This window comes from Vibrio sp. 10N.286.45.E10 (genome assembly GCF_002874195.2).
GTDB classification, from domain to species: domain Bacteria; phylum Pseudomonadota; class Gammaproteobacteria; order Enterobacterales; family Vibrionaceae; genus Vibrio; species Vibrio crassostreae.
Genome location: NZ_MCWD02000001.1, coordinates 2,456,442 through 2,477,393, shown reverse-complemented (window position 1 = coordinate 2,477,393; position 20,952 = coordinate 2,456,442). Strand labels below are relative to the sequence as shown.

General features: G+C 44.7%; 13 protein-coding genes. 6 read left to right on the top strand and 7 right to left on the bottom strand.

Annotated elements, in window-relative coordinates:
* Positions 1 to 594: 594 nt before the first annotated feature.
* From BCU34_RS10910 to hemL, 4 genes are all read right to left on the bottom strand, one after another.
* Positions 595 to 3,984, bottom strand: coding sequence for a response regulator (locus BCU34_RS10910; protein ID WP_055319598.1), 3,390 nt, complete (start codon positions 3,982 to 3,984; stop codon positions 595 to 597).
* 216 nt (positions 3,985 to 4,200) lie between these two features.
* Positions 4,201 to 5,223: a 16S rRNA (guanine(1207)-N(2))-methyltransferase RsmC gene (gene rsmC, locus BCU34_RS10905; RefSeq protein WP_048658170.1), complete on the bottom strand. Its 1,023-nt coding sequence runs from the start codon at positions 5,221 to 5,223 to the stop codon at positions 4,201 to 4,203.
* A 110-nt stretch (positions 5,224 to 5,333) separates the two neighbouring features.
* On the bottom strand, positions 5,334 to 6,419 hold the full coding sequence (locus BCU34_RS10900) for an AI-2E family transporter (protein ID WP_048658169.1): 1,086 nt from the start codon (positions 6,417 to 6,419) through the stop codon (positions 5,334 to 5,336).
* 343 nt (positions 6,420 to 6,762) lie between these two features.
* Positions 6,763 to 8,058 carry a glutamate-1-semialdehyde 2,1-aminomutase gene (gene hemL / locus BCU34_RS10895; RefSeq protein ID WP_048605689.1) on the bottom strand — a complete coding sequence of 432 codons (1,296 nt, stop codon included), beginning with the start codon at positions 8,056 to 8,058 and terminating at the stop codon, positions 6,763 to 6,765.
* 296 nt (positions 8,059 to 8,354) lie between these two features.
* Here hemL and erpA point away from each other — a divergent pair, with 296 nt between their 5' ends.
* From erpA to BCU34_RS10880, 3 genes are all read left to right on the top strand, one after another.
* The gene (erpA, locus tag BCU34_RS10890; RefSeq protein ID WP_004734539.1) at positions 8,355 to 8,696 is read left to right on the top strand and encodes an iron-sulfur cluster insertion protein ErpA; all 342 of its coding nucleotides are present in this window, start codon (positions 8,355 to 8,357) and stop codon (positions 8,694 to 8,696) included.
* Positions 8,697 to 9,071: 375 nt separating this feature from the next.
* Positions 9,072 to 10,196, top strand: coding sequence for an efflux RND transporter periplasmic adaptor subunit (locus tag BCU34_RS10885; RefSeq protein WP_102478393.1), 1,125 nt, complete (start codon positions 9,072 to 9,074; stop codon positions 10,194 to 10,196).
* 10 nt (positions 10,197 to 10,206) lie between these two features.
* A complete protein-coding gene (locus tag BCU34_RS10880) occupies positions 10,207 to 13,296 on the top strand; it encodes an efflux RND transporter permease subunit (protein WP_102478394.1) in 3,090 nt (1,029 codons plus the stop codon).
* 77 nt (positions 13,297 to 13,373) lie between these two features.
* Here BCU34_RS10880 and BCU34_RS10875 read toward each other — a convergent pair whose 3' ends face one another.
* On the bottom strand, positions 13,374 to 14,663 hold the full coding sequence (locus BCU34_RS10875; RefSeq protein ID WP_102478395.1) for a peptidoglycan DD-metalloendopeptidase family protein: 1,290 nt from the start codon (positions 14,661 to 14,663) through the stop codon (positions 13,374 to 13,376).
* A gap of 129 nt (positions 14,664 to 14,792) precedes the next feature.
* Between BCU34_RS10875 and tyrS the strand changes: the two genes are divergently transcribed.
* On the top strand, positions 14,793 to 15,980 hold the full coding sequence (gene tyrS / locus BCU34_RS10870; protein WP_017059402.1) for a tyrosine--tRNA ligase: 1,188 nt from the start codon (positions 14,793 to 14,795) through the stop codon (positions 15,978 to 15,980).
* 383 nt (positions 15,981 to 16,363) lie between these two features.
* The gene (locus BCU34_RS10865; protein WP_059020120.1) at positions 16,364 to 17,209 is read left to right on the top strand and encodes a magnesium transporter; all 846 of its coding nucleotides are present in this window, start codon (positions 16,364 to 16,366) and stop codon (positions 17,207 to 17,209) included.
* A 104-nt stretch (positions 17,210 to 17,313) separates the two neighbouring features.
* Here the strand turns inward: BCU34_RS10865 and dacB are convergent, their stop codons facing one another.
* Positions 17,314 to 18,747, bottom strand: coding sequence for a serine-type D-Ala-D-Ala carboxypeptidase (gene dacB, locus BCU34_RS10860; RefSeq protein WP_102431661.1), 1,434 nt, complete (start codon positions 18,745 to 18,747; stop codon positions 17,314 to 17,316).
* 112 nt (positions 18,748 to 18,859) lie between these two features.
* Positions 18,860 to 19,912, bottom strand: coding sequence for a porin (locus BCU34_RS10855; RefSeq protein ID WP_048658162.1), 1,053 nt, complete (start codon positions 19,910 to 19,912; stop codon positions 18,860 to 18,862).
* A gap of 513 nt (positions 19,913 to 20,425) precedes the next feature.
* On the opposite strand from BCU34_RS10855, the gene greA reads away from it, so the two are divergent.
* Positions 20,426 to 20,899 carry a transcription elongation factor GreA gene (gene greA / locus BCU34_RS10850; protein WP_102433387.1) on the top strand — a complete coding sequence of 158 codons (474 nt, stop codon included), beginning with the start codon at positions 20,426 to 20,428 and terminating at the stop codon, positions 20,897 to 20,899.
* Positions 20,900 to 20,952: the final 53 nt, after the last annotated feature.

Below are 20,952 nucleotides of genomic sequence, written 5' to 3'. Positions count from 1 at the left end.
CATCGTTGATTCTGAGAAGTGGTAAGAGTGGCCTGTAGGCCTTTGGCAGGAGTAAGAAAACACCTTATCGATGAATTAATCAAACTCGTTTCCCGTCAAAAACGTTAAAATTAGATAATCCCACGTCATTAACGTCAAAATGGGTTGCTTTGGTGGTTTTTTGTGCGTAATTGTTAAGGTGATGTGACTCGCATTTGGTTTTGTGGTAATTGTTGGTTGTAAGTGGTCACTAACTTTAAAGGCTTTTTATTATAATGCTTTACCATGCGTTGGTATAATTGTAGATCTCGGTCACTTACCAGTTTTACGTTAAATTTCCCTAGAAAATTAAATCTGCCGTTCTGTTGTGACTCGCTTCTCAAACTGCAACAAAGAGTCGGAGGAATGTGAAATTCAGCCAAGAATAGGACTCAAAATAGCGATTGGATTGGTGATTGTTTAAGCTTGAGTAACGTGTCATTTTGCTTGTTTAAAGCAGTGAAAAAAGTGTATTTGGATTGACGATATTGTGCTTTGAGTGAGAAAAGTACGTACAAAAAAAGCCCACGCTAGGTGGGCTCCATTACTCTAAGTATCGTGATGTTGGTTCAGGGATTAACTGGTCAGTAGTTTCTGCAGCTTATCTCTTAGCATCTCAATATGCGTCCTTTCTGGCGTCTGTTCTTTACAGTGTTCCAGTATGAATTCGATTGAGCTCAGTACCGTTCGCCAGCGAGGCGTTTTCGGTAGCGTTTCTACGCGTAGATATTTGTCTAGCGTTCGCGTTTGTAGCGTACTGCGGTCTAAGTAGACCCGCCACAAACCACTTTTCTCTGCGAAAGCAAACTTGGTTTCACCAGTCACCGATTCCCAGTAGATGATGGCATTCGTCATCGCATCGACCAGCACCTCGCGCATCAACTCTTGCTTGTTTTTACCTTCACCGGTTGCCTTGTCAGCAAGACGAGTAAATTCTCCGCCAAGCTCTTTCAGTTGCTGCAACTTATCTTTGTCGCCTTCAAAGGCATAACTAGAGAGAGCCTCAACCGCTGTTTCAAGGTTATTGATTCGGTTGGAGTTAACACCACCACCTACATTGAAGATATACATGGTGTCGAGCCCTGAACCTTCAGGCAGCTTAAGGATGTCACTTGGTATGCGCTGACGTGTGTCATCTATATAGATATCAATGTCACCGCAGTAGTGGGCTTGTTCTACCTTGAGGTATTTAGGCGCAATGATCTCGTCGGCCATAGAGCGCTTAAGTTGTTCCTGTCCGCGTCTGAATAGTTTTGCCGCCGCTTCGTTGGCAAAGCGAATACGTTGGTCATCACGAATACAGATGATGGCTTCAGGTGCCGATTCTAGTTGCTCTAATAAGCGCCCTTGAGTTTCTAACAAGTTAGCTTCAACCATAGCTCTGTGTTTGAGCTCGAGTTGCAGTTGGTCATTTTCAAGGCGTCTCTGTTCGGCTTTACTTGCTGATAGATGCGCTGTAATTCGAGCCGCCAGTTCTTGTTTGTTGAACGGTTTAGACAAGTAGTCATTGGCACCTGCTTCGAAACCTCGAACACGGTCTTCTGCCTGGTTGAGTGCCGTTAGCATGATGATTGGCAATTGAGCATGGTCATATTGCTTTCTCAGAGCTTCACAAACCTGATAGCCGCTCATACCTGGCATCATGATATCGAGCAGAAGCAGCTCTGGCTTCTCTTTTTCAATCAGTTCAATGGTTTCCGGACCGTCACATGCAGTACGTACTCGATAACCTTCTAACTTCAAGAAGCTGTCTAATACTCGCAGGTTAACCGGCTCATCATCGGCGATAACCAGTAACGGGCCATCTGGGTTTTCACTGATAACACTGTTTTCTTGTTGGCTGTTATCTATTAAATCGGGCGCTTGGAAGTGCGAGTAATGACCAGATTCGTTGTAACTGTCCAGCTCATCTTGAGTAGCTAGGGGCAGGGTAAAGCTAAACGTAGTGCCAAGCATTGGTTGGCTACTTACGTACAGTGAACCGCCCATTAGCTCGATCAACTGACGACTGATCGATAATCCAAGCCCTGCACCTTGGCGGTAGTTACTCGCATCTTGGCCTGCTTGAATCAATGGTTCAAAGATGTGCTCAAGGTACTCGGCCGGTATACCTTGGCCTGTATCGACAACTTGTACACGAATGTTGTCATCGATAACGCTGGCAGAGATAACAATCTTACCTTCAGAGGTGTACTTGATGGCATTGCCAACTAAGTTATACATCACTTGCTCAAGTCGTTGAGGATCCGATGAGACTAGCCCTAAATCACTTGGGACTTGGTTAATGATGCGGATTGGTTTATTGCCCAATAGATGATGAGATAACTCTAGGACCAAGCTGGTGGCTGCAGATAAATCAACAGCTGATTTCTTAATGTCTAAGCTGCCATAGCGCATCTTGTGATAATCAAGCAGATCATCAACCAAGGTTGCTAATCGCTGACCGCTATTGATGATGATATCCAACTGATACTTCTGGTTAGCAGGGATGGGGCCATTCGCACCGGATATCAGCGCTTCAGCAATACCCACCATGCCATGCAGTGGTGTTCTCAATTCGTGTGAAGTAGTAGCTAGGAACTCATCTTTAAGTTTGTTCGCCAGTTGCAACTCTTCGTTTTGCTTTTGAATTGTCTTAAGGTTGTCTTCAAGTTCATCGTTTTGGTTTTTGATGAGCTGCATTTTTTCACGAATCGAGCGCTGCATTCTCTCGAAGCTCACCGCGAGCCGGCCTATTTCATCTTTGCGCTCGGTATTGATCATGGTTTCATCGAGATCACCCGCAGATACTTTCTCGGCAGCCCACGTCAGTTTGAGTAGTGGGGATGTGATGAAGTTAGACAGATAGTGCGATGCAACGACTACCAGAATGATCGCCGTTAGCATCACGATCACGAAGATCTTTTCTAACTGATGAATACGAGCAAACGCCTCTTTTTCTGGCAGCTCTACGACAAGAGCCCATGTTGCGTATTTCAGCTCAATTGGTGTATATGCTGCGATGATCGCTTGATCTAGGGTGTTGTCGAAGGTGCCAACCGCTGTTTCGCCAGCCAATGCTTTATCGACAACATCTAAGCTCAAGTTGATAGATTCTTGTGAATGAGCAAGGCTACGCGGCAGGTGATCATCACCTACAAGCAGAGTTTGAATATTCGAACTCTTGTTGAGATCCGCAATCAGCTTAGTAATGCCGTTGATAGGTAATCTAAACATCGCGTAACTGTGTAGGTAGCCCTGTTGAACGATAGGTGCACCTAGCCATGCGGTCTGTTTACCGTTCTCGTCTTTAAAGTCCGACACAATAACAGGCGTGTAATCCTCATTAGACTTACGGCGATCGGTGACATCTTTAGCGAGCCGTTGAAAGGTAACGCCTAGGTTTGAATCTTTGTATTTACCTGTCAGCAAGTTAGTGCCGTAATCGTCATTTTTAAAGACGGAGTAAGCAACGTTACCGTTGATATCAACCAATAGAATATCGTCAAAATCGGAGCGTTTAAGCAACTCTAGGTAAGCGTTATGGTAGCGCTTGTGCAGTAGGCGGTAACGCTCACTGCCAATGAAGCTACTGGATTCAGGAAGAATCGATGTTTTGATTTGATCGCCCGATCCTTGAATGTAGCGTTGCTGCGCATTACTGCGTGCTTCGTCAATATCTAACCCTAGACGTTGGAATGCATTGATCAAACCATAGAATCGGCCGCCACTGGCATTGGCTAGTTCAGAGCGAACAAAGCCCATCACTTGGGATTCTTGAGCTTGTAGGTAGTCGACAATCTGTTGCTGCTTAGTATCACGGACTGAAACAAGGTGTGAGGTGCTTTGTTCCTGAAGGTCCTGACTGTGCGATTGAAGGAAAAAGATCGCGATAAGTGTCACTGGGGTAATACTGAGGACAAGAAATGCCAGCATTAGGGTATTTTGAAGGCGCTTAAACTTCTGCTTACGATAAAATCTAAACATAAATTGGGTACTACTTTCCTTTGATGTACTGCTAAAAGGGGCGAAAACAAGTACAGAGAATAGAATTAATGGTTTCCAATTTAACGAAATTAACGAGTTTTTTTACTTTGACAAGTAAGTGGTATTTAAAGCGTGTGCAAAAGCTCACTTTTATAGAGTTTTGATAAAAATATGAACAGACAGCGCAGATAATGACCCTGCGCTGTGCTAGAGATGCTACTTACTTGCGTGGTAGATCGCGAATTTGGTGGTCTTATTTAGAGTCGCGCATTTTCCAAACGCTTGCTCAATAATTGGGATGTATTTTAAGAAACTGTTCGCAACAATAATCATCTCACCAGAGCGCTTCAAATGCTTAGGGGCCTGAGCAAGTAAGGTCTCAGTCGCGCTGTAGCTAGTGTCTAAACCAGAATGGAATGGTGGGTTACTGATGATGAATTGGTAGTCTTGTGCTGTATCAGAATAGACATCTGACGCGAAGACTTTACCTGTTAAACTATTTGCTTTCAGTGTGGCTTGGCTTGATGCTACGGCAAATGCACTGATGTCGCACATTTCTAGCTCAATATCTGGGTTACGAGATGCCATTACTGCGCCTAACACGCCTGCACCACAGCCAAAATCCAGTACCTTGCCTTTTAGTCTTGGCAGGGTATCCAATAGAAGTTGGCTACCAACATCGAACTCTCCGTGACTGAAGACGCCTGGAAGGCTTTTTACCGTGAGAGGTTGCTCATCAATGTTAACCGTGTAGGTCTTAAACCAGTCTTGTAAGTTGAACGCTTGTGGTTGCTCGAAGCATTGACCCCAGTAGAAAGAGCAGCGACGTGCTGAATCGTATTTAACGACTTTGCCGTAAGGCGCAAACATCTTCTCGATGCTTTTCACGCCTGAGCGGTTCTCACCAACCACGACGATTTCGGTATCTTTGCCTAGCTTAGCAAATAACATCGCCAACAGAAATTCCGCTTCCGCTTTGGCTTTCGGCCAGTAGAGCATCACTAAGTCAGCTTTGGTCTCTTCGGTAAACTCAGCACCGTAAAAACGTTGGATGCTGCTATAACCTTCAAGCTGACGGTAGTAGCTGTAATTAGAGGTGAACACAGAGACAGATTCACAATGCTTGGCTAATTCAACAGGGAATAAGTCTTCAGCCTCACCGGCAACTAAAACATGTTTGCCTTCAAAGTAGGCAAGTTGGCGCTCAGCAATCTGGCTTGGGGCAATATAAGCTGACATAGGACACTCTATTGAATCGTTAGCAAAAAATGAGGGCGGATTTTCGCATAATCCGCCCAAAGCTTGAAGTGTTTAATACTCGTTCGGCAAGCAAGTGATTGAAGAGCGGTTTAACTCTTGTCTTGCTGGTTTAAAAAGTCCTTAAACTCTTCATCGTAGATGTTGAATAGGACGATAGTAATCGCAAAAATCAGTGGGCCGTAGATAAGACCAATTAGGCCAAACAGTTGAATACCACCCAGTAGTGAGAAGAAAATCATTAGGGTGTTCATGCCTGCGCTGCCTTGCATTAGAAGCGGACGCAGAAGGTTGTCAATTGATCCAACAATTGCCACGCAGTAAACCGTTAGGAAAATTGCCCACGTAGTATCACCAGTTAGGAACAAGTAGGTCGCCGCTGGGATCCAGATTAGTGCTGTTCCCACAACAGGGATGAATGAGGCAAAGCCCATCATAGTGCCCCAGAATAGGCCTGGGAAACCTGCAATCCACATACCTAAACCGCCGGCAAAACCTTGCGCGATTGCTGTTAAGAATGAGCCCATTACTGCTGATTTCGATACTTGTTCTATCTCTGTTAGAAGCTTGTCTTCTTGGCTACGAGATAGCGGAAGAATATGACGAACCACACTGATGATTTTGTCGTGATCTCTTAATAAGAAGAACAGAACAAACAACATCAAGAAGAAGTCCATCAAGAAATTGGTTGCATCACCTAAGATTTTCGCACTAATGCCAACCAGTTTAGAGCCGAAGCTTGTCGCGAACTCACCCACCTTCTGTGCGATGGCTTGTGGTTCAATATTGTCGAAAGGCAGGTAGTTGTTCACGAATGACAGCGCTTTGACCACCAATGGGTGTGCGAACAGAGTTTGAATGCCGCCGTGTGTTACCCATTGGTAGGTGTTCTGAGAGAACAGGGAACCTTGCTGAACAATTGCTGCGAATACTGCCAATAAAGGGATAACAATAATGAAAGTCAGGATGATACAAGACAGCAAAGAGACGATGTTTTCTTTATTAGGTATCTTTTTTTCAAGCCACTCATGGATTGGGAACATCAATAGTGAAATGATAAAGGCCATCACAATTGAGTTAACGTACGGCTCAATAAGCAAGTAACAAGCATAAGCCGCCGCAAGTAGGGCGATGATGATCACCCAGTGGCTGGAATTGATTTTAATTTTTTCTGACACGGTAATGGTCTCTATATTTGCGTTCTGAGTTTATAATGGCTGCAAAACAGAGAGTTAGCAATGAGGAGTTTTGATTATGGGATGCTGTGATAAAGATAAGAAATGCCAAGACGAACAACAGCAAACAAAAAAAGAGATCCCTTGGTTCAGAATGTTCCTTGGTACGCTGATGTTGTTGGTTTTTCTTTTCTGGGAACGTTAGACGTTTTTCGTCAAGTTTTCGAACAAATTGACGCGTAATCTAAGCGGAAATATTCGAGTTTAATTAAGTCGATGCATTAAAAAGGGCTGCGTTAATGCAGCCCTAAATTCAATCGGTTAGCGACTTATAAAGTGCTTTCGATTATTTGCTTTCAGCAGCAATGATCGCAAGAGAGCGGTCAGCAGCTTCTAGTGTCGCATCTAGCTCTTTTGAACCATGAGCAAGAGAAGTAAAGCTTGCTTCGAATGCTGAAGGTGCAAGGTAAACACCGTGATCCAGCATTAGGTGGAAGAAGCGCTTGAAGCGTTCTACATCACACTTAGTTACATCTTCGTAGCACGTCACCGTTTCTTGGTCTGTGAAGAAGAAACCAAACATACCACCAACTTGGTGTACTAGCATCGGGATGCCGTGCTTGTCAGCAAGCTGCTTGAAGCCATTCGCTAGCTGCTTAGTTTTTGAAGCTAGACGCTTTTCGTTGCCTTCTTCACGTAGAAGGTTCAAACATGCGTAGCCAGCAGCCATTGCAACAGGGTTACCTGAAAGCGTACCTGCTTGGTAAACTGGGCCTGTAGGAGCGATGTATTGCATTACTTCTTTACGACCACCAAAAGCACCTACAGGCATACCGCCGCCGATAACTTTACCAAGACACGTTAGGTCTGGCTTGATGTTGTAGTAAGCCTGCGCACAACCTTCAGCAACGCGGAAACCTGTCATTACTTCATCAAAGATTAGCAATGCACCTTCTTGGTCACAGATTTCACGTAGACCTTCGTGGAAGCCCTCTACTGGTGGGATACAGTTCATGTTGCCCGCAACTGGTTCAACGATGATGCACGAGATCTCGCCTTTGTTTGCTGCGAACAGCTCACGTACTGAATCTAGGTTGTTGAAGGTTGCAGTCAGCGTGTGCTTAGCAAAATCAGCTGGAACGCCTGGTGAGCTTGGCTGACCTAAAGTCAGTGCACCTGAACCGGCTTTTACAAGTAGGCTGTCTGCGTGGCCGTGGTAGCAGCCTTCAAACTTAAGAATTTTGTCACGACCAGTGAAGCCACGAGCAAGACGAATCGCACTCATTGTTGCTTCTGTGCCTGAGCTCACCATACGTAGCTGTTCCATTGATGGAACCATCTCAGATACAAGCTCAGCCATTTTGATTTCAGTTTCGGTTGGAGCACCGAAGCTAAGGCCGCGTTGAGCTGCTTCAATAACCGCATCACGGATAACAACGTGGTTGTGACCAAGGATCATTGGACCCCAAGAGCCAACGTAATCGATATATGCTTTACCATCAGCATCAAAAATAAGTGGGCCATCAGCGCGTTCAACGAAGATTGGAGAACCACCTACGCCATTGAATGCACGAACTGGAGAGTTTACGCCACCAGGAATAGTTTGCTGTGCTTTTTCGTACAGCTCTGCTGATTTGGTCATTGATATATCCTCTTTTGACTGTCGGACCAATTGGCACGCATTGTACCTATCCCTAATCCAACTAGGAATGCTTTCGCCCAGATAATCACCCGAATCTGGTTGTTTTGTGTGATTACACGTTTTAATTGCCAGATATTGACGAGTTTACCACAGTAAAAGGAAGGATCCGGTGGTGAATACTTGAACGTTTCAGTCAGGTATTAGATAATCACCCGAATATAAGAAAATACTCAACAACTATGGTCTCGAATTAGATTTGTATCATGTTGTTTTTGACACAGGTAAGAGAGGTTGTCGTGAGCGAAGTAAATATCCCATTGTCTTTTTCTGATGCAGCAGCTACCCGCGTACAAACGCTAATCGCTGAAGAAGAAAACCCAGAACTAAAACTACGTGTATACATTACAGGTGGTGGTTGTAGTGGTTTCCAATACGGCTTCACATTTGATGAAAAAGTAAATGATGGCGACACTACGATTGTAAATAGCGGTGTAACACTGGTTGTTGACCCAATGAGCCTACAATACCTTATGGGCGGCATGGTTGATTACACAGAAGGCCTAGAAGGCGCACGCTTCTTTGTGAACAACCCGAACGCTACAACAACATGTGGTTGTGGCGCATCATTCAGCGTATAGCTTGAAAGATAGCTAGAGTTAAAAGACAGCTTTAGCTGAAAGCTACACCAGAAGGTTGTAAACGCCGAACTTATGTTCGGCGTTTTTGTTTTTATATCCCCAAATTTCTCTTCATAACAAAGCTCGGTTCTGAACAAGGCACTTGTTTTTCACGCAGCTTCAAAATTGATAAGACATATTAAGTCATTGCTTTTAAAACCATTCCAACCCTCTATTTTGACATTTTTAGTACACGGCATATTTTTTAAACTGTCGATAGCGTCCAACTTCGTTTGATTTTGGTCTGTTAAGGTTACCTATGTGTATCAGGAAGTTGCACATGACAGTGTTAAGCCATTTAGCGCGCCTTAATCACATCGGACAAAAGGATTTGTTATGCCCACTCTATCTTCTAACTCACCACTTTTTCAGAAACTGAAACAGCCGTGGCTGGTGTCTCTGATTTTAGTGATGTTGTTGTCTATCTGGCTTGGTTTAGGGGTGGGGCAGGCAGAAGAGTCGCCAGAGAAAAAAGCGACAGAAATCCCGTTAGCCAAAGTTTCCTTTCAAACCTTCACCTCATCACCCACCTTTAAAACCATTGATTTATACGGTCGAACGGCACCCGATAGGCATGCTCGATTAGGCGCGGAAGTCGCGGGAAAGATTGTTCGATTGAACGTTGTGAAAGGCGATGCGGTTAAAGCAGGGCAGGCTATTGCTCAGATTGATAAAGGTGATTTGGAAATACAGTTAGAGCGTGCAACGGCTCTGTATCGTTTAAAGCAGAAAGAGTTCAAAGCAGCGCAATCACTGAAGAAAAGAGGTCTGCAAGGTGAGATCGCCTACACCACAGCAGAGGCTTCGTTAACGGAAGCAAAAGCCATGATGCGCAATGCGGAATTGGCTTTAAAGAATACCGTTATTAGCTCGCCTTTTTCGGGTGTGGTTCAAGATTTGATGGTCGAGTTGGGTGACTTTGTTGGGGTTGGCGATCCGGTTGCGGGCGTGATTGACCTTGATCCTTTGGTTATTGAGGCCGATGTCAGTGAACGTCATATCCAGCATTTGTTAGTTAACCAGTCTGCCTTGGTTCGCTTGCTAGGAAGAGAAGAGGCGGAAGGGCGCTTGCGTTATGTGTCTCGAATTTCTTCGGCCTCAACTAATACTTTTCCAATCGAAATTGAAATCGATAACTCTGAAGGCCTACTGCCTGCAGGTGTCAGCGCTGAAGTGAAGCTCAACCTCGAAACAAGGGATGCTATCAAAGTCACACCTGCGATGTTGGCTTTGGATGAGGCGGGTAACCTTGGGGTCAAAACGTTGGTTTCAGTCGATGACTCACCAGTTGTGAAATTTGTCGGTATTCAACTAGTGAAGGCAGAGCAAGATGGAGTTTGGCTCACAGGTTTGGGTCAACGGGTCGATATCATCACCGTCGGACAAGGGTTTGTGCGTGATGGTGATTCAGTGATTGCGGTTGAGCAAGAAGCCGAACTCTCGAATGTAACAACTGAGTAGGAGATAACAGATGTATTCAATTATTGATGCAGCCTTGTCTCGTGCTCGAACAATGCTCTCTCTTTTGGCGCTCATCTTGGTTGCAGGTGTCATTACCTATATCACGATACCTAAGGAGTCGAGCCCAGACATTACCATCCCGATTATCTACGTCTCTGTTGGGCACCAAGGGATCTCGCCAACTGATGCTGAGCGTCTGTTAGTTCGACCTATCGAGCAAGAATTAAGGTCGATTGAGGGCGTAAAAGAGATGACAGCAACCGCAGCAGAGGGTCATGCCTCTGTGGTGTTGGAGTTTAATGTTGGAGTCGATCTTACCAAAGCGATGGCGGATGTTCGTGATGCCGTTGATCTTGCCAAACCAAAGCTACCAGAAGACAGTGATGAGCCGACCGTCAATGAAGTCACACTCGCTTCGGAGCAGCCAGTACTTTCTGTTGTGCTGTTCGGCACCGTTCCTGAACGTACTATCGTACAAATTGCCCGAGAAGTAGGAGATAAACTCGAAAGCTATCGCCAAATATTAGAGGTCAATATTGCAGGTGATAGGGAAGATATCGTTGAAATCATCGTTGACCCTCTTTTGATGGAGAGCTACAGCCTAGATCAAGCGGATATCTACAACCTGATCGCTTTGAATAACCGAGTGGTTGCCGCGGGTTTTGTCGATACTGGTTATGGTCGTTTTTCTGTCAAAGTCCCTTCGGTATTTAACTCCTTAAAAGACGTGCTTGAGCTACCTATCAAAGTGGATGGCAAACAGGTGGTCACTTTTGGTGATGTCGCCACGGTTCGTCGAGCGTTTCGAGATCCAGAGAGTTTTGCTCGTTTAGATGGTAAATCTGCGGTGGTGTTGGACATCAAAAAGCGCGCAGGTGAGAACATCATCGAAACCGTTGAGTTGGTGAAAGCTGTAATGGCCGGGGCTCAGCAGCAAGCAGAATGGCCAAATAACCTGTTGGTCAAATACACCTGGGATGAATCGAAAGATGTGAAGATCATGCTTAATGATCTGCAAAACAATATTCTATCCGCCATCATCCTGGTGGTGATCGTCATCATCGCGATTCTTGGCGTGCGTACTGCTTTGTTAGTCGGCATCTCAATTCCGGGTTCATTCTTGACCGGACTATTGGTTCTTTCTGTATTTGGCTTAACCGTTAACATCGTAGTGCTGTTTTCGTTGATTATGGCGGTCGGGATGTTGGTTGACGGTGCGATTGTGGTAACTGAATTTGCCGATAGGCGGATGCAAGAAGGGGAAGGGCGTAAAGCAGCCTATCGAGATGCGGCTAAGCGAATGGCATGGCCAATAACCGCATCAACGGCTACAACCTTGGCGGCGTTTGCTCCACTCCTGTTTTGGCCTGATGTAACAGGCGAATTCATGAAGTTCCTTCCATTAACTCTGATCGCTACGTTAACTGCCTCATTGATTATGGCGCTGTTGTTTGTGCCCGTGTTAGGTGGTTTGATTGGCAAACCGCAATACGTCTCGTCTCAGAGCCAAGCTCGAATGGTGGCTTTGCATAATGGGGATTTCTCACAGGCGACAGGCTTAACCAAGGCGTATTACCACACACTTTCTATTGCGATTAAGCACCCCTTTAAGATTCTTTGTAGTGCGATACTGCTCGCGGTTGCGGTTGGTTTCACGTATTCAAAAGCGGGGCTCGGTGCTGAGTTCTTCCCTGAAGTTGATCCGCCATTCTTTAATGTCAAAGTTCGCTCTCATGGCGATCTTTCTATTCAAGAAAAAGATGACATCATGCGCGATATTGAACAGATGATGCTGAATCATGATGAGTTCGACAGCGTTTATACGCGAACCGGTGGTGACGACCAGATTGGTTTGATTTCGATAACGCCCGTCGATTGGCAATACCGCCGCAGTGTTAAAGCGATCATTGATGAATTAAAGGTGCAAACCGATCAATACGCTGGTGTCGAGATTGAATACAAGTTCCCTGATGCAGGACCTCCGGTTGAAAATGACTTGGTCATCGAGCTTTCTGCTAAAACACCTGAGCAACTTAATCAGGCCGCAAAAATTGTGAGAAACTGGGCTGATGGCAATCAAGCACTGACCAATATCAGCGACACTGCGAGTAAAGATGGCATCGATTGGAAGGTGGATATCCGCCGAGACGATGCCGCCCGTTTTGCAGCTGACGCGACCTTGGTCGGCAATACCGTTCAGTTCGTCACTAATGGATTAAAGATTGGTGATTACTTGCCTGATGATTCATCAGAAGAGGTCGATATCTTGGTGCGTTACCCGAATGATAAAAGGGATATTGGACGCTTTGACCAGCTGAGAGTGAAAACGCCAGCTGGCTTGGTGCCGATCACCAACTTTGCTCAGATTGTTCCCGACCATAAGCAAGATACGATTAAACGTCTCGATGGTAAGCGTGTGGTGAACATCATGGCGGATATGGAAGAAGGCTATAACCTTGCGCTGGAACTACCAAAGATCGAACAAGCATTAAGTGAGCTAGGGCTGCCGAGTAGCGTGGAATTTCGTATCCGTGGCCAAAACGAAGAACAAGAGAACTCGTCAGCCTTTTTACAAAGCGCGTTCTTGGTGGCACTAGCGGTGATGGCTTTAATTCTGATTACTCAGTTCAATAGTTTCTATCAGGCGTTCTTGATTCTAAGTGCAGTGTTGTTCTCAACGGTTGGTGTGTTCGTTGGTTTACTTATCTTCCAGCGCCCGTTTGGCATCGTGATGTCCGGTATTGGGGTGATTGCGCTGGCTGGTATAGTGGTGAATAACAACATCGTGCTGATCGATACTTATAACCAATTGATTATAAGAGGCTTGGATAAGCGAGATGCGATTCTGAGAACCGGTGTTCAGCGTTTAAGGCCTGTAATGCTTACCACTGTCACCACCATTTTAGGTTTGATGCCGATGGTGCTAGAAATGAATATCGACTTGATTAATCAAAAGATAGAATTTGGTGCGCCGAGCACGCAATGGTGGTCGCAACTCGCTACGGCAATTGCGGGAGGCTTAGCATTCGCCACGGTATTGACCTTGGTACTGACTCCTTGTTTATTAATGTTAGGGCGAGATAAGAAGCCGGAAAAATAGTAGATACAGTGGTTCGATGAACATAAAAAAGAGCGCCTTGGTGGGCGCTCTTTTAGTTGGTTTATATGGCTATCAACCTAATTGGTTGCGAGTAACTGACCGTATCGCTCAAGGTTATTTAGTCGAATCTCTGAGTTCGCAATAAATGTTGCTTTTGCTTTACCCGTTAACGACTTTGATTGAGGCAACTTCACGGTACGCGCATTTTTATGCACGCCATTGACCAAGAATTCATAGTGTAAATGCGGGCCAGTTACACGACCTGTTCCACCCAAAGTACCAATGGTTTGGCCTTGTTTTACGCGCTGGCCAGTTTTCACCATACGTCGCTTCATGTGTAGGTACTTGGTGATATAAGTGTTGCTGTGGCGAATGAACACGTAGTTACCGTTGAATTGGTTGTACCCAGACTTCTGCACGATACCGTCACCGGCTGCCCAGATAGGTGTGCCAACAGGAGCTGCGTAGTCAGTGCCGCGGTGAGCTCGAACCTTACCTGTTACTGGGTGTCTTCTGGTAGGATTAAAGTTCGATGTTACGCGACGAAAATCAATTGGTGAGCGCAAGAACGCTTTCTTCATCGCACGACCATTTTCGTCGTAGTAGTTACCAGTTTTATCGTCCAATACCGCGGTAAATGAATCACCTTGGTTTTTGAACACTGCCGCCATGATCTTGCCGCGACCAATCACTTCGCCTTCAACCACTTTCTCTTGATACAAGATTTTGAAGCTGTCGTTCTTACGAATATCTAGCGCAAAATCGATATCCCAACCAAAGATACCTGCCAGTTCCATAATTTGGTTTGCGGTTAAACCTGCGTTTACACCAGCGTTCCAGAAATTAGAGGTAATATTAGCTTCGGCATAGTTGTATTGGTATGCGACTTCTTTTTTGTCGAAGCTAGAGGAGAAAGAATCGCCAGACTTAGTGATCTTGAAGCTTTCAAACGCACTAAGTTGTCGTTTTAACTGAATAAGGTCGTTGTTTTCATCGAAGCCGAATTGCAAGACATCGCCAGGCCTGAGATTAGACAACTGCTTCTTAATATCATTATTGGTATTGAGGAGCGTGATCAGCAGGCGGTATGAAAGGCCAATACGCTCGAATAAAACAGAGGTACTTTCGCCTGAACGAACGGTGTATTTTTCCCAATTGAGTACTGCCGTTGGTGGTGCGTCACTTGAGCTAACAAGCGCAGATGCATCAATAGTCAGTGGATAATGTTTTCCCACAACTAAAGCGCCCGAATCGTCACGCAAACTGTTGACGTCGGGGAGTAAGAAAATCGCGACGAAAATTATGGCACTAAAAAATGCGATAAAAGCCCGGTGCAAAATAGGAAGGCGTGCAAAAATAGACAACATGTTCCGGTTCGTTCTGTAAATATTATGAAAATCGACGACGGAATAGTGTAACTGGTTTCAAAATACATCGCTATTCAAGTAAGATGTCTAATTAATGTATTTTTGCCAAATCTGTGGGAGTGAACAAGAATGGCGAGTATTGAAGCTGCACTAGCCGAGATCAAACGTGGCGTAGAAGAACTGATTCCAGAAGACGAACTGATTGCAAAACTAAAAGAAGGTCGTCCTTTACGCATTAAGCTGGGTGCCGATCCAACAGCTCCAGATATCCACCTAGGCCATACGGTTATCTTTAACAAGCTTCGTGCTTTCCAAGAGCTTGGTCATGAAGTGACATTCCTTATCGGTGATTTCACTGCAATGGTTGGTGACCCATCAGGTAAGAACTCAACGCGTCCACCACTAAGCCGTGAAGACGTACTGAAGAATGCTGAAACTTACAAAGAGCAAGTATTCAAGATTCTAGATCCTGCGAAAACGCAAATTCGTTTCAACTCTGAATGGCTATCTGAGCTTGGTGCTGAAGGCATGATTCGTCTTGCTTCTAACCAAACTGTTGCTCGTATGCTTGAGCGTGATGACTTCAAAAAGCGTTATGCTGGTGGTCAACCGATCGCAATCCACGAATTCATGTACCCACTTCTACAAGGTCACGACTCTGTTGCACTAGAGAGCGACGTTGAGCTGGGCGGTACTGACCAGAAGTTTAACCTTCTAATGGGTCGTGAACTGCAAAAAGCGGCAGGTCAAAAACCACAAGCGGTACTGATGATGCCACTACTTGTTGGTCTAGACGGCGTTAAGAAGATGTCTAAGTCTGCGCACAACTACATCGGTATCAGCGAAGCACCAAGCGAGATGTTTGGTAAGATCATGTCTATTTCTGACGATCTAATGTGGAGCTACTACGAGCTGCTGTCTTTCCGTCCTCTTGAAGAAGTTGCGGAACTGAAAGCTGGCGTTGATGCAGGTAAGAACCCGCGTGACGTTAAAGTACTGCTAGCGAAAGAGATTATTGCTCGTTTCCATAGTGAAGCAGATGCTGAAGCCGCTGAGCAAGAGTTCGTTAACCGTTTTGCTAAGAACCAAGTTCCTGATGAAATGCCAGAATTCGAATTCGAAGCTGGCCTGCCAATTGCGAACGTTCTAAAAGAAGCAGGTCTTGTAAACTCGACTTCTGATGCGATGCGTATGATCAAGCAAGGCGCGGCTAAGCTTGAAGGCGAGAAGATTGAAGACAGCAAATTCGTACCTGAAGCAGGTACTGCCGTTTACCAAGTAGGTAAGCGTAAGTTTGCTCGTATTACTATTAAGTAATAATGCACATCAATGATTGAGCCAAAGGCATCCACGGATGCCTTTTTTATTGACCGAAAGTTGACGAAACTTTGAAACGCCTATTGCTACACTATGCGCGCTGTCAAATTGACAGTAATTCTGGAGATTTTTATGAACAATACCGACCATCCTCCTAGTTTGAATGGAGAAGAATAACCTGTCTCGGTATTGATCTATTGTCCTGCCGTTCAGGTAGGGTATCTTTGTTTTCTCCCTCATTCTTTTCCACACACTAGATTCTAACAAGTAGACACATCAGTAGCTTTCAGCTCTTGATGCGCATAAATCTATAAATCTATAAATCTATAAATCTATGCTATTTGTTTTGATGGTCGTTACCTTTGCCAATCGGGAGATTCGCCATGACGGTAATGAACAACACTTTTTTGTCTATTGAAGCTCTGTACTCAGAGCAAGACATCCAAGCTGTATCGAATGCATTTCAACAGTACGGACGTGAACAACAAATTAACCTTTTGAACCGAATGCCGCTCGAAGATGCGGTGTTAGTGCTGGGGCAATGCTCTCTTAGTACGATTCAGACTTTACTTAGTGAGCTGGAAGAGCAGGGCTTTGAGAAGCGCTCTCGACATCTAGCTCACCAACTAGGGCTGATTTACTCAGAGGTAGAACCTCAGCAGGGCTATCTTTCTACTGGCGTCATGAGCCACGTTAGACAGCGTATCGGTTGGATTATTGCGTTAGCACTATTGGGCATCGTCTCAGGGCTTATCATCGCTCAATATGAAGACATTCTCAGTCAGTTGGTTCTTTTGGCTATCTACATGCCGGTAATTGCTGCTGCTGGTGGTAATACCGGGACACAAGCCGCGACTTTGGTTATCAGAGCCTTAGCCACAGGTGAGTTAAAAAAACGCCAATGGGCTAACGTTCTGTGGAAAGAGTTTAGAGTTGCTATTTGTTTAGCTCTAGCGATTGCCATAGTGATGATTGGGCGTATTCTGCTATTTAGCGAAAACCAATCGACAGGTGGCTATGACATCAACATGATTGCGTTAGCGATTGCGGTAGCGCTGTTTATTCAGGTGACCATATCAACTGTGCTCGGCGGAGGGTTACCGATCGTTGCTAGGCTATTCAAGCTGGATCCAGCGGTGTTAGTGAGTCCAGTGCTTGCTTCGATAGTTGATATCTCAGGAATGTGGATCTATTTCACTGTCGTGAACTCATTCCTAGGAATTGCTTAAAAGCTGATAAAAATAGCTAAATACATCTGAGAAATAAAAATGGCGCTGAAGATTGAAGGTCTTCAGCGCCATTTTTTAGGTAGAGGTTTACAAAGAGCCAAACATTACTTCGATTTGCTTTGTGTTTGACTGAACTCAACTACATCTTTGTAGAAAGCACGCTCAAACTGGGTGATTGGAGCCTCTACCGGTCTGTCTGGATCTTGCTCTTCAGGGAAGTAATCACGAATAAACTGCACAAACAAAGAGTTTGGTTTCCCGGACTCATCTAAACCATATCCCGCCATGTTGTACGTTCCGTACAAAGAACCACTTTTGGCTGTGATGTTGCCTTGAATCGGTGCTTTTCTCATGCTTTGACGGTATTTGAGCGTTCCATCAGTGCCTGATGTAGGCATAGCCTCAATTAGGTTGAGCTGTTGATCGTTTTCCCAGATATAACGAAGCACTTGAGCCATGGTCTGTGACCTCATTCGGTTATTTCTAGATAGCCCTGAACCATCGACGAGCTGCGCTTTACTGAGGTCAATATTAGCCTTGGTCAGCAATATCTGCTTTATCGCTTCAGTACCGTTATTGAAACTGCCTGGTTGAACATAAAATGTGGCTCCTAGCGTTTTAGTTAGATTATCTGCGATAAGGTTATCTGACTTCTTGAGCATGATATCGAGCAGTTCAGGAAGCTTTTCTGAGTGATGGCTAGCCACTAACGTCGTCTTGTTTGTGCTTTCCTTAGTTCCAATGATCACATCCCCCTTTACTTGTATTTTCAGCTCTTTAAGTAGTGATCTCACCACTTGAGAGGTGTAAAGCTCAGGATTTTGAATAGCGAACTTTAGTGGTAATGGCTTCTTACGTTCCACTAAGCAACCAGATAGCGTGTACGAGTTGTTTGGTGTGGTGATGAGCTCTAAGTCGCACTGTGTGGCTTTTTGTCCTGAGCGCGTCACAGTGGCTGCATTGGTTGTCACGTCGATTGGGTAATGGGTTGGAATATAGACGCGAGTGCTGCCGTTATCTTTTGTATAAATAGAGGCTTGTGCGCAGTTACTGTCTAAGGTCATTGCACTAGAAGGCGCGCTGTAACAAACGCCTAGAATGTCCCAAGGCCAACCAACGGCTCGCTGATAGCCGGTATAAGCCGAGTTATCGAGGTATAAGTTGCCTTTGATGGCTCTGGATTGAGACTTAGCGTATTGAGCTAAAAGGCTTTTAAGCTGTTCTCGTTGCAAGGTTGGGTCGCCACTAAATGAAATGATAGAGTCATTCCCAGAACGAGCAATGCTGGTCGTGTAGTGAAAGTCATCCCCTAACTCCAACTTAGCCGCCAACGCTGTCACCAGCTTTAAAGTACTAGCGGGGGGATAGAAGCCATCACTGTTGGAATTCATTTTGTTTGAATCGCCTTTCAGGGATTCCAAAATTACACTGGTGCTACTGCCATCAGGCAGTTTATTTAGAGGGGGGTAAGCGAAAGCGTTAACTGAGAAAGCGCTAATGGAAAAACTACATACAAGTAGTGTGGATAGAAGGCGCATAGAAGATTTCTTGGATGGCTGATGTTTTCAGTATACAGATATAAAAAAACGCCCGCTATCTAGCGGGCGTTTTGATTCTCAATTAACTAATTAATCAATTAGATAATCAGAATTAGAAGTCGTAACGTAGACCTAGAGCTAGCTCGTCTTCAGCTTGGGCTTTAGTTGCACCGAAGTTAGCTGGAATGCCTGCTGTACCGAACTTGTCACCTTCAGAGATTAGGTTGAAGTTGTACGAGATGTACGTACGGAAGTTAGGCTTGAAGTAGTAAGTCGCATCGATAGCAACGTTGTCAGCAGATGTGTCGCCGTTTGTTTCTGCGTTGTTGTACGTTAGCGTGAATGCAGTTTTTTCTAGTGTGTATGCTGTTGCGAATTCGTAACCAGTGTAATCACCGTTATCTTTCGCTAGCTCACCGTCTGTGAATGTACCAGCAAAGTATAGAGCGTCAGTGCGGTAAGAAGCCGCTAGCATGTACTCGTTTTGCTCGTCTTGATCAGCGTAACCAGCACCTAGCTTGAAGCCAGAGTCACCGATAGCGTAGATACCAGATAGAGAGTAACCATCTGCATCATTATCATCGTAAGAAATTACAGTGTCGCCAACTTTGTTTTCTGTGCGGTCAGCAAAACGGTAGCTTGCTTTAACGCTTAGGTCTTGGAATTGACCTTTGTAAGAAACCATGTTGTCTGAACGATCTGCTACAGCAATTTTCATCGCCGCAGAGTTACCGTGGTAAGACATGATATCGGTAAAGTCTGTGATTACACCTAGTGCACCGTCGTTTTTACCGTAAGTCACTTCACCGAATGCACCGCCGATACCAGCGTACGTGTAACGGTTAGTAATGTCACCGTCGTTGTTATCAGTAGAACCGCCGTTTTCAGCAGTTGTGAATTCGCCTTCGTAGAAACCAACACCGTATAGGCCGTCTTGGATTTCCACTTTACCTAGGAAGTTAAGACGTACACGTGTTTTGTCTTCAGCTTTGCCGTCTTTTAGAGATAGACGAGCTTCCGCACGACCACCGATCTCTAGAGAAGTGCCGTTTGAGCTGTATACAGAAGTACCGTCAATACCACCAGCTTGTTTACCGTCGGCTGCCACTGCGTTAGTAGCAAGAGCTGCAGCAGATACAGCAAGCGCAATCATAGTCTTGTTCATGTTATTATTTCCTAATTACTGTCCATAGAAGTTTTATCAAGGATTTGAACCCTTTTGTGTATTGCCTGTATTAATCAGGCTTCATAACCATGATTAGAACAGAAGTCTGAAAAATGCCAGTGCAATCCATGGGTTACTTTTTACCTCTAAAGTTCCATAGTCAGTTAGTAAAATGATATAAAACTAAAAAATGAACACTGTTTTATTATGTCTCTTGTTATTTAAGTTTATGTTTTAAATTGATTTTTACAAAAGTGTGATCTGTGTTTATTTTGTTTGTTTTTTGTTTTTTTAGGTATTTGTTTCTGGGCTTATTGATGGGGAGGTTATTATTCATTTTTGTGATGTCTGTAATTTAGACCTAGATAAAGCTTTTATAACGCAAAGTGGAATAAAGGTGATTTAGCCATAAAGTTTGTTTACACTAAGCCAAATCGTTTTGTTTCTATCACCTAATAACTATGTTGGGTGTATTTATGTTGGCCAAAGAAAGCTTTGGCATAGAGGTAAAAAATGGAAAAGGTTCCAATGACAGTACGTGGCGCTCAGCAGCTACGTGACGAATTAGATCGCCTACTTAAGCTACGCCCTGTTATCTCAGCAGCTATTGGTGAAGCACGTGAACTAGGTGATCTGAAAGAGAATGCTGAATACCACGCCGCTCGTGAAGAGCAGGGTATTTGTGAAGCTCAGATCCGTGATATTGAATATAAGTTATCACTGGCTCAGATCATCGATGTAACGCAAATGGATAATACGGGCAAGATTATCTTTGGTACGACAGTGACGCTAATCGATGTGGATACAGACGAAGAGTACCGCTACCAAATCGTTTCAGAAGACGAAGCAGACATCAAAACGGGTCGTATTTCTGTGAAATCGCCAATTGCTCGCGGCCTTATCGGTAAAATGGAAGGTGACGAAGTTATGATCTCTACCCCAGGTGGCGACAAAGATTTCGAAATCGACAAAGTAGAATATATCTAATTGAATTTTCTTTGTTTCTAATAAGTAAAAAGGTCGCTAAATGCGACCTTTTT

Coding starts and splice junctions, on each gene's coding strand:
- BCU34_RS10910 (WP_055319598.1), bottom strand. CDS start 3,984: ATGTTTAGATTTTATCGTAAGCAGAAGTTTAAGCGCCTTCAAAATACC.
- rsmC (WP_048658170.1), bottom strand. CDS start 5,223: ATGTCAGCTTATATTGCCCCAAGCCAGATTGCTGAGCGCCAACTTGCC.
- hemL (WP_048605689.1), bottom strand. CDS start 8,058: ATGACCAAATCAGCAGAGCTGTACGAAAAAGCACAGCAAACTATTCCT.
- BCU34_RS10885 (WP_102478393.1), top strand. CDS start 9,072: ATGCCCACTCTATCTTCTAACTCACCACTTTTTCAGAAACTGAAACAG.
- BCU34_RS10880 (WP_102478394.1), top strand. CDS start 10,207: ATGTATTCAATTATTGATGCAGCCTTGTCTCGTGCTCGAACAATGCTC.
- BCU34_RS10875 (WP_102478395.1), bottom strand. CDS start 14,663: ATGTTGTCTATTTTTGCACGCCTTCCTATTTTGCACCGGGCTTTTATC.
- tyrS (WP_017059402.1), top strand. CDS start 14,793: ATGGCGAGTATTGAAGCTGCACTAGCCGAGATCAAACGTGGCGTAGAA.
- BCU34_RS10865 (WP_059020120.1), top strand. CDS start 16,364: ATGACGGTAATGAACAACACTTTTTTGTCTATTGAAGCTCTGTACTCA.
- dacB (WP_102431661.1), bottom strand. CDS start 18,747: ATGCGCCTTCTATCCACACTACTTGTATGTAGTTTTTCCATTAGCGCT.
- BCU34_RS10855 (WP_048658162.1), bottom strand. CDS start 19,912: ATGAACAAGACTATGATTGCGCTTGCTGTATCTGCTGCAGCTCTTGCT.
- greA (WP_102433387.1), top strand. CDS start 20,426: ATGGAAAAGGTTCCAATGACAGTACGTGGCGCTCAGCAGCTACGTGAC.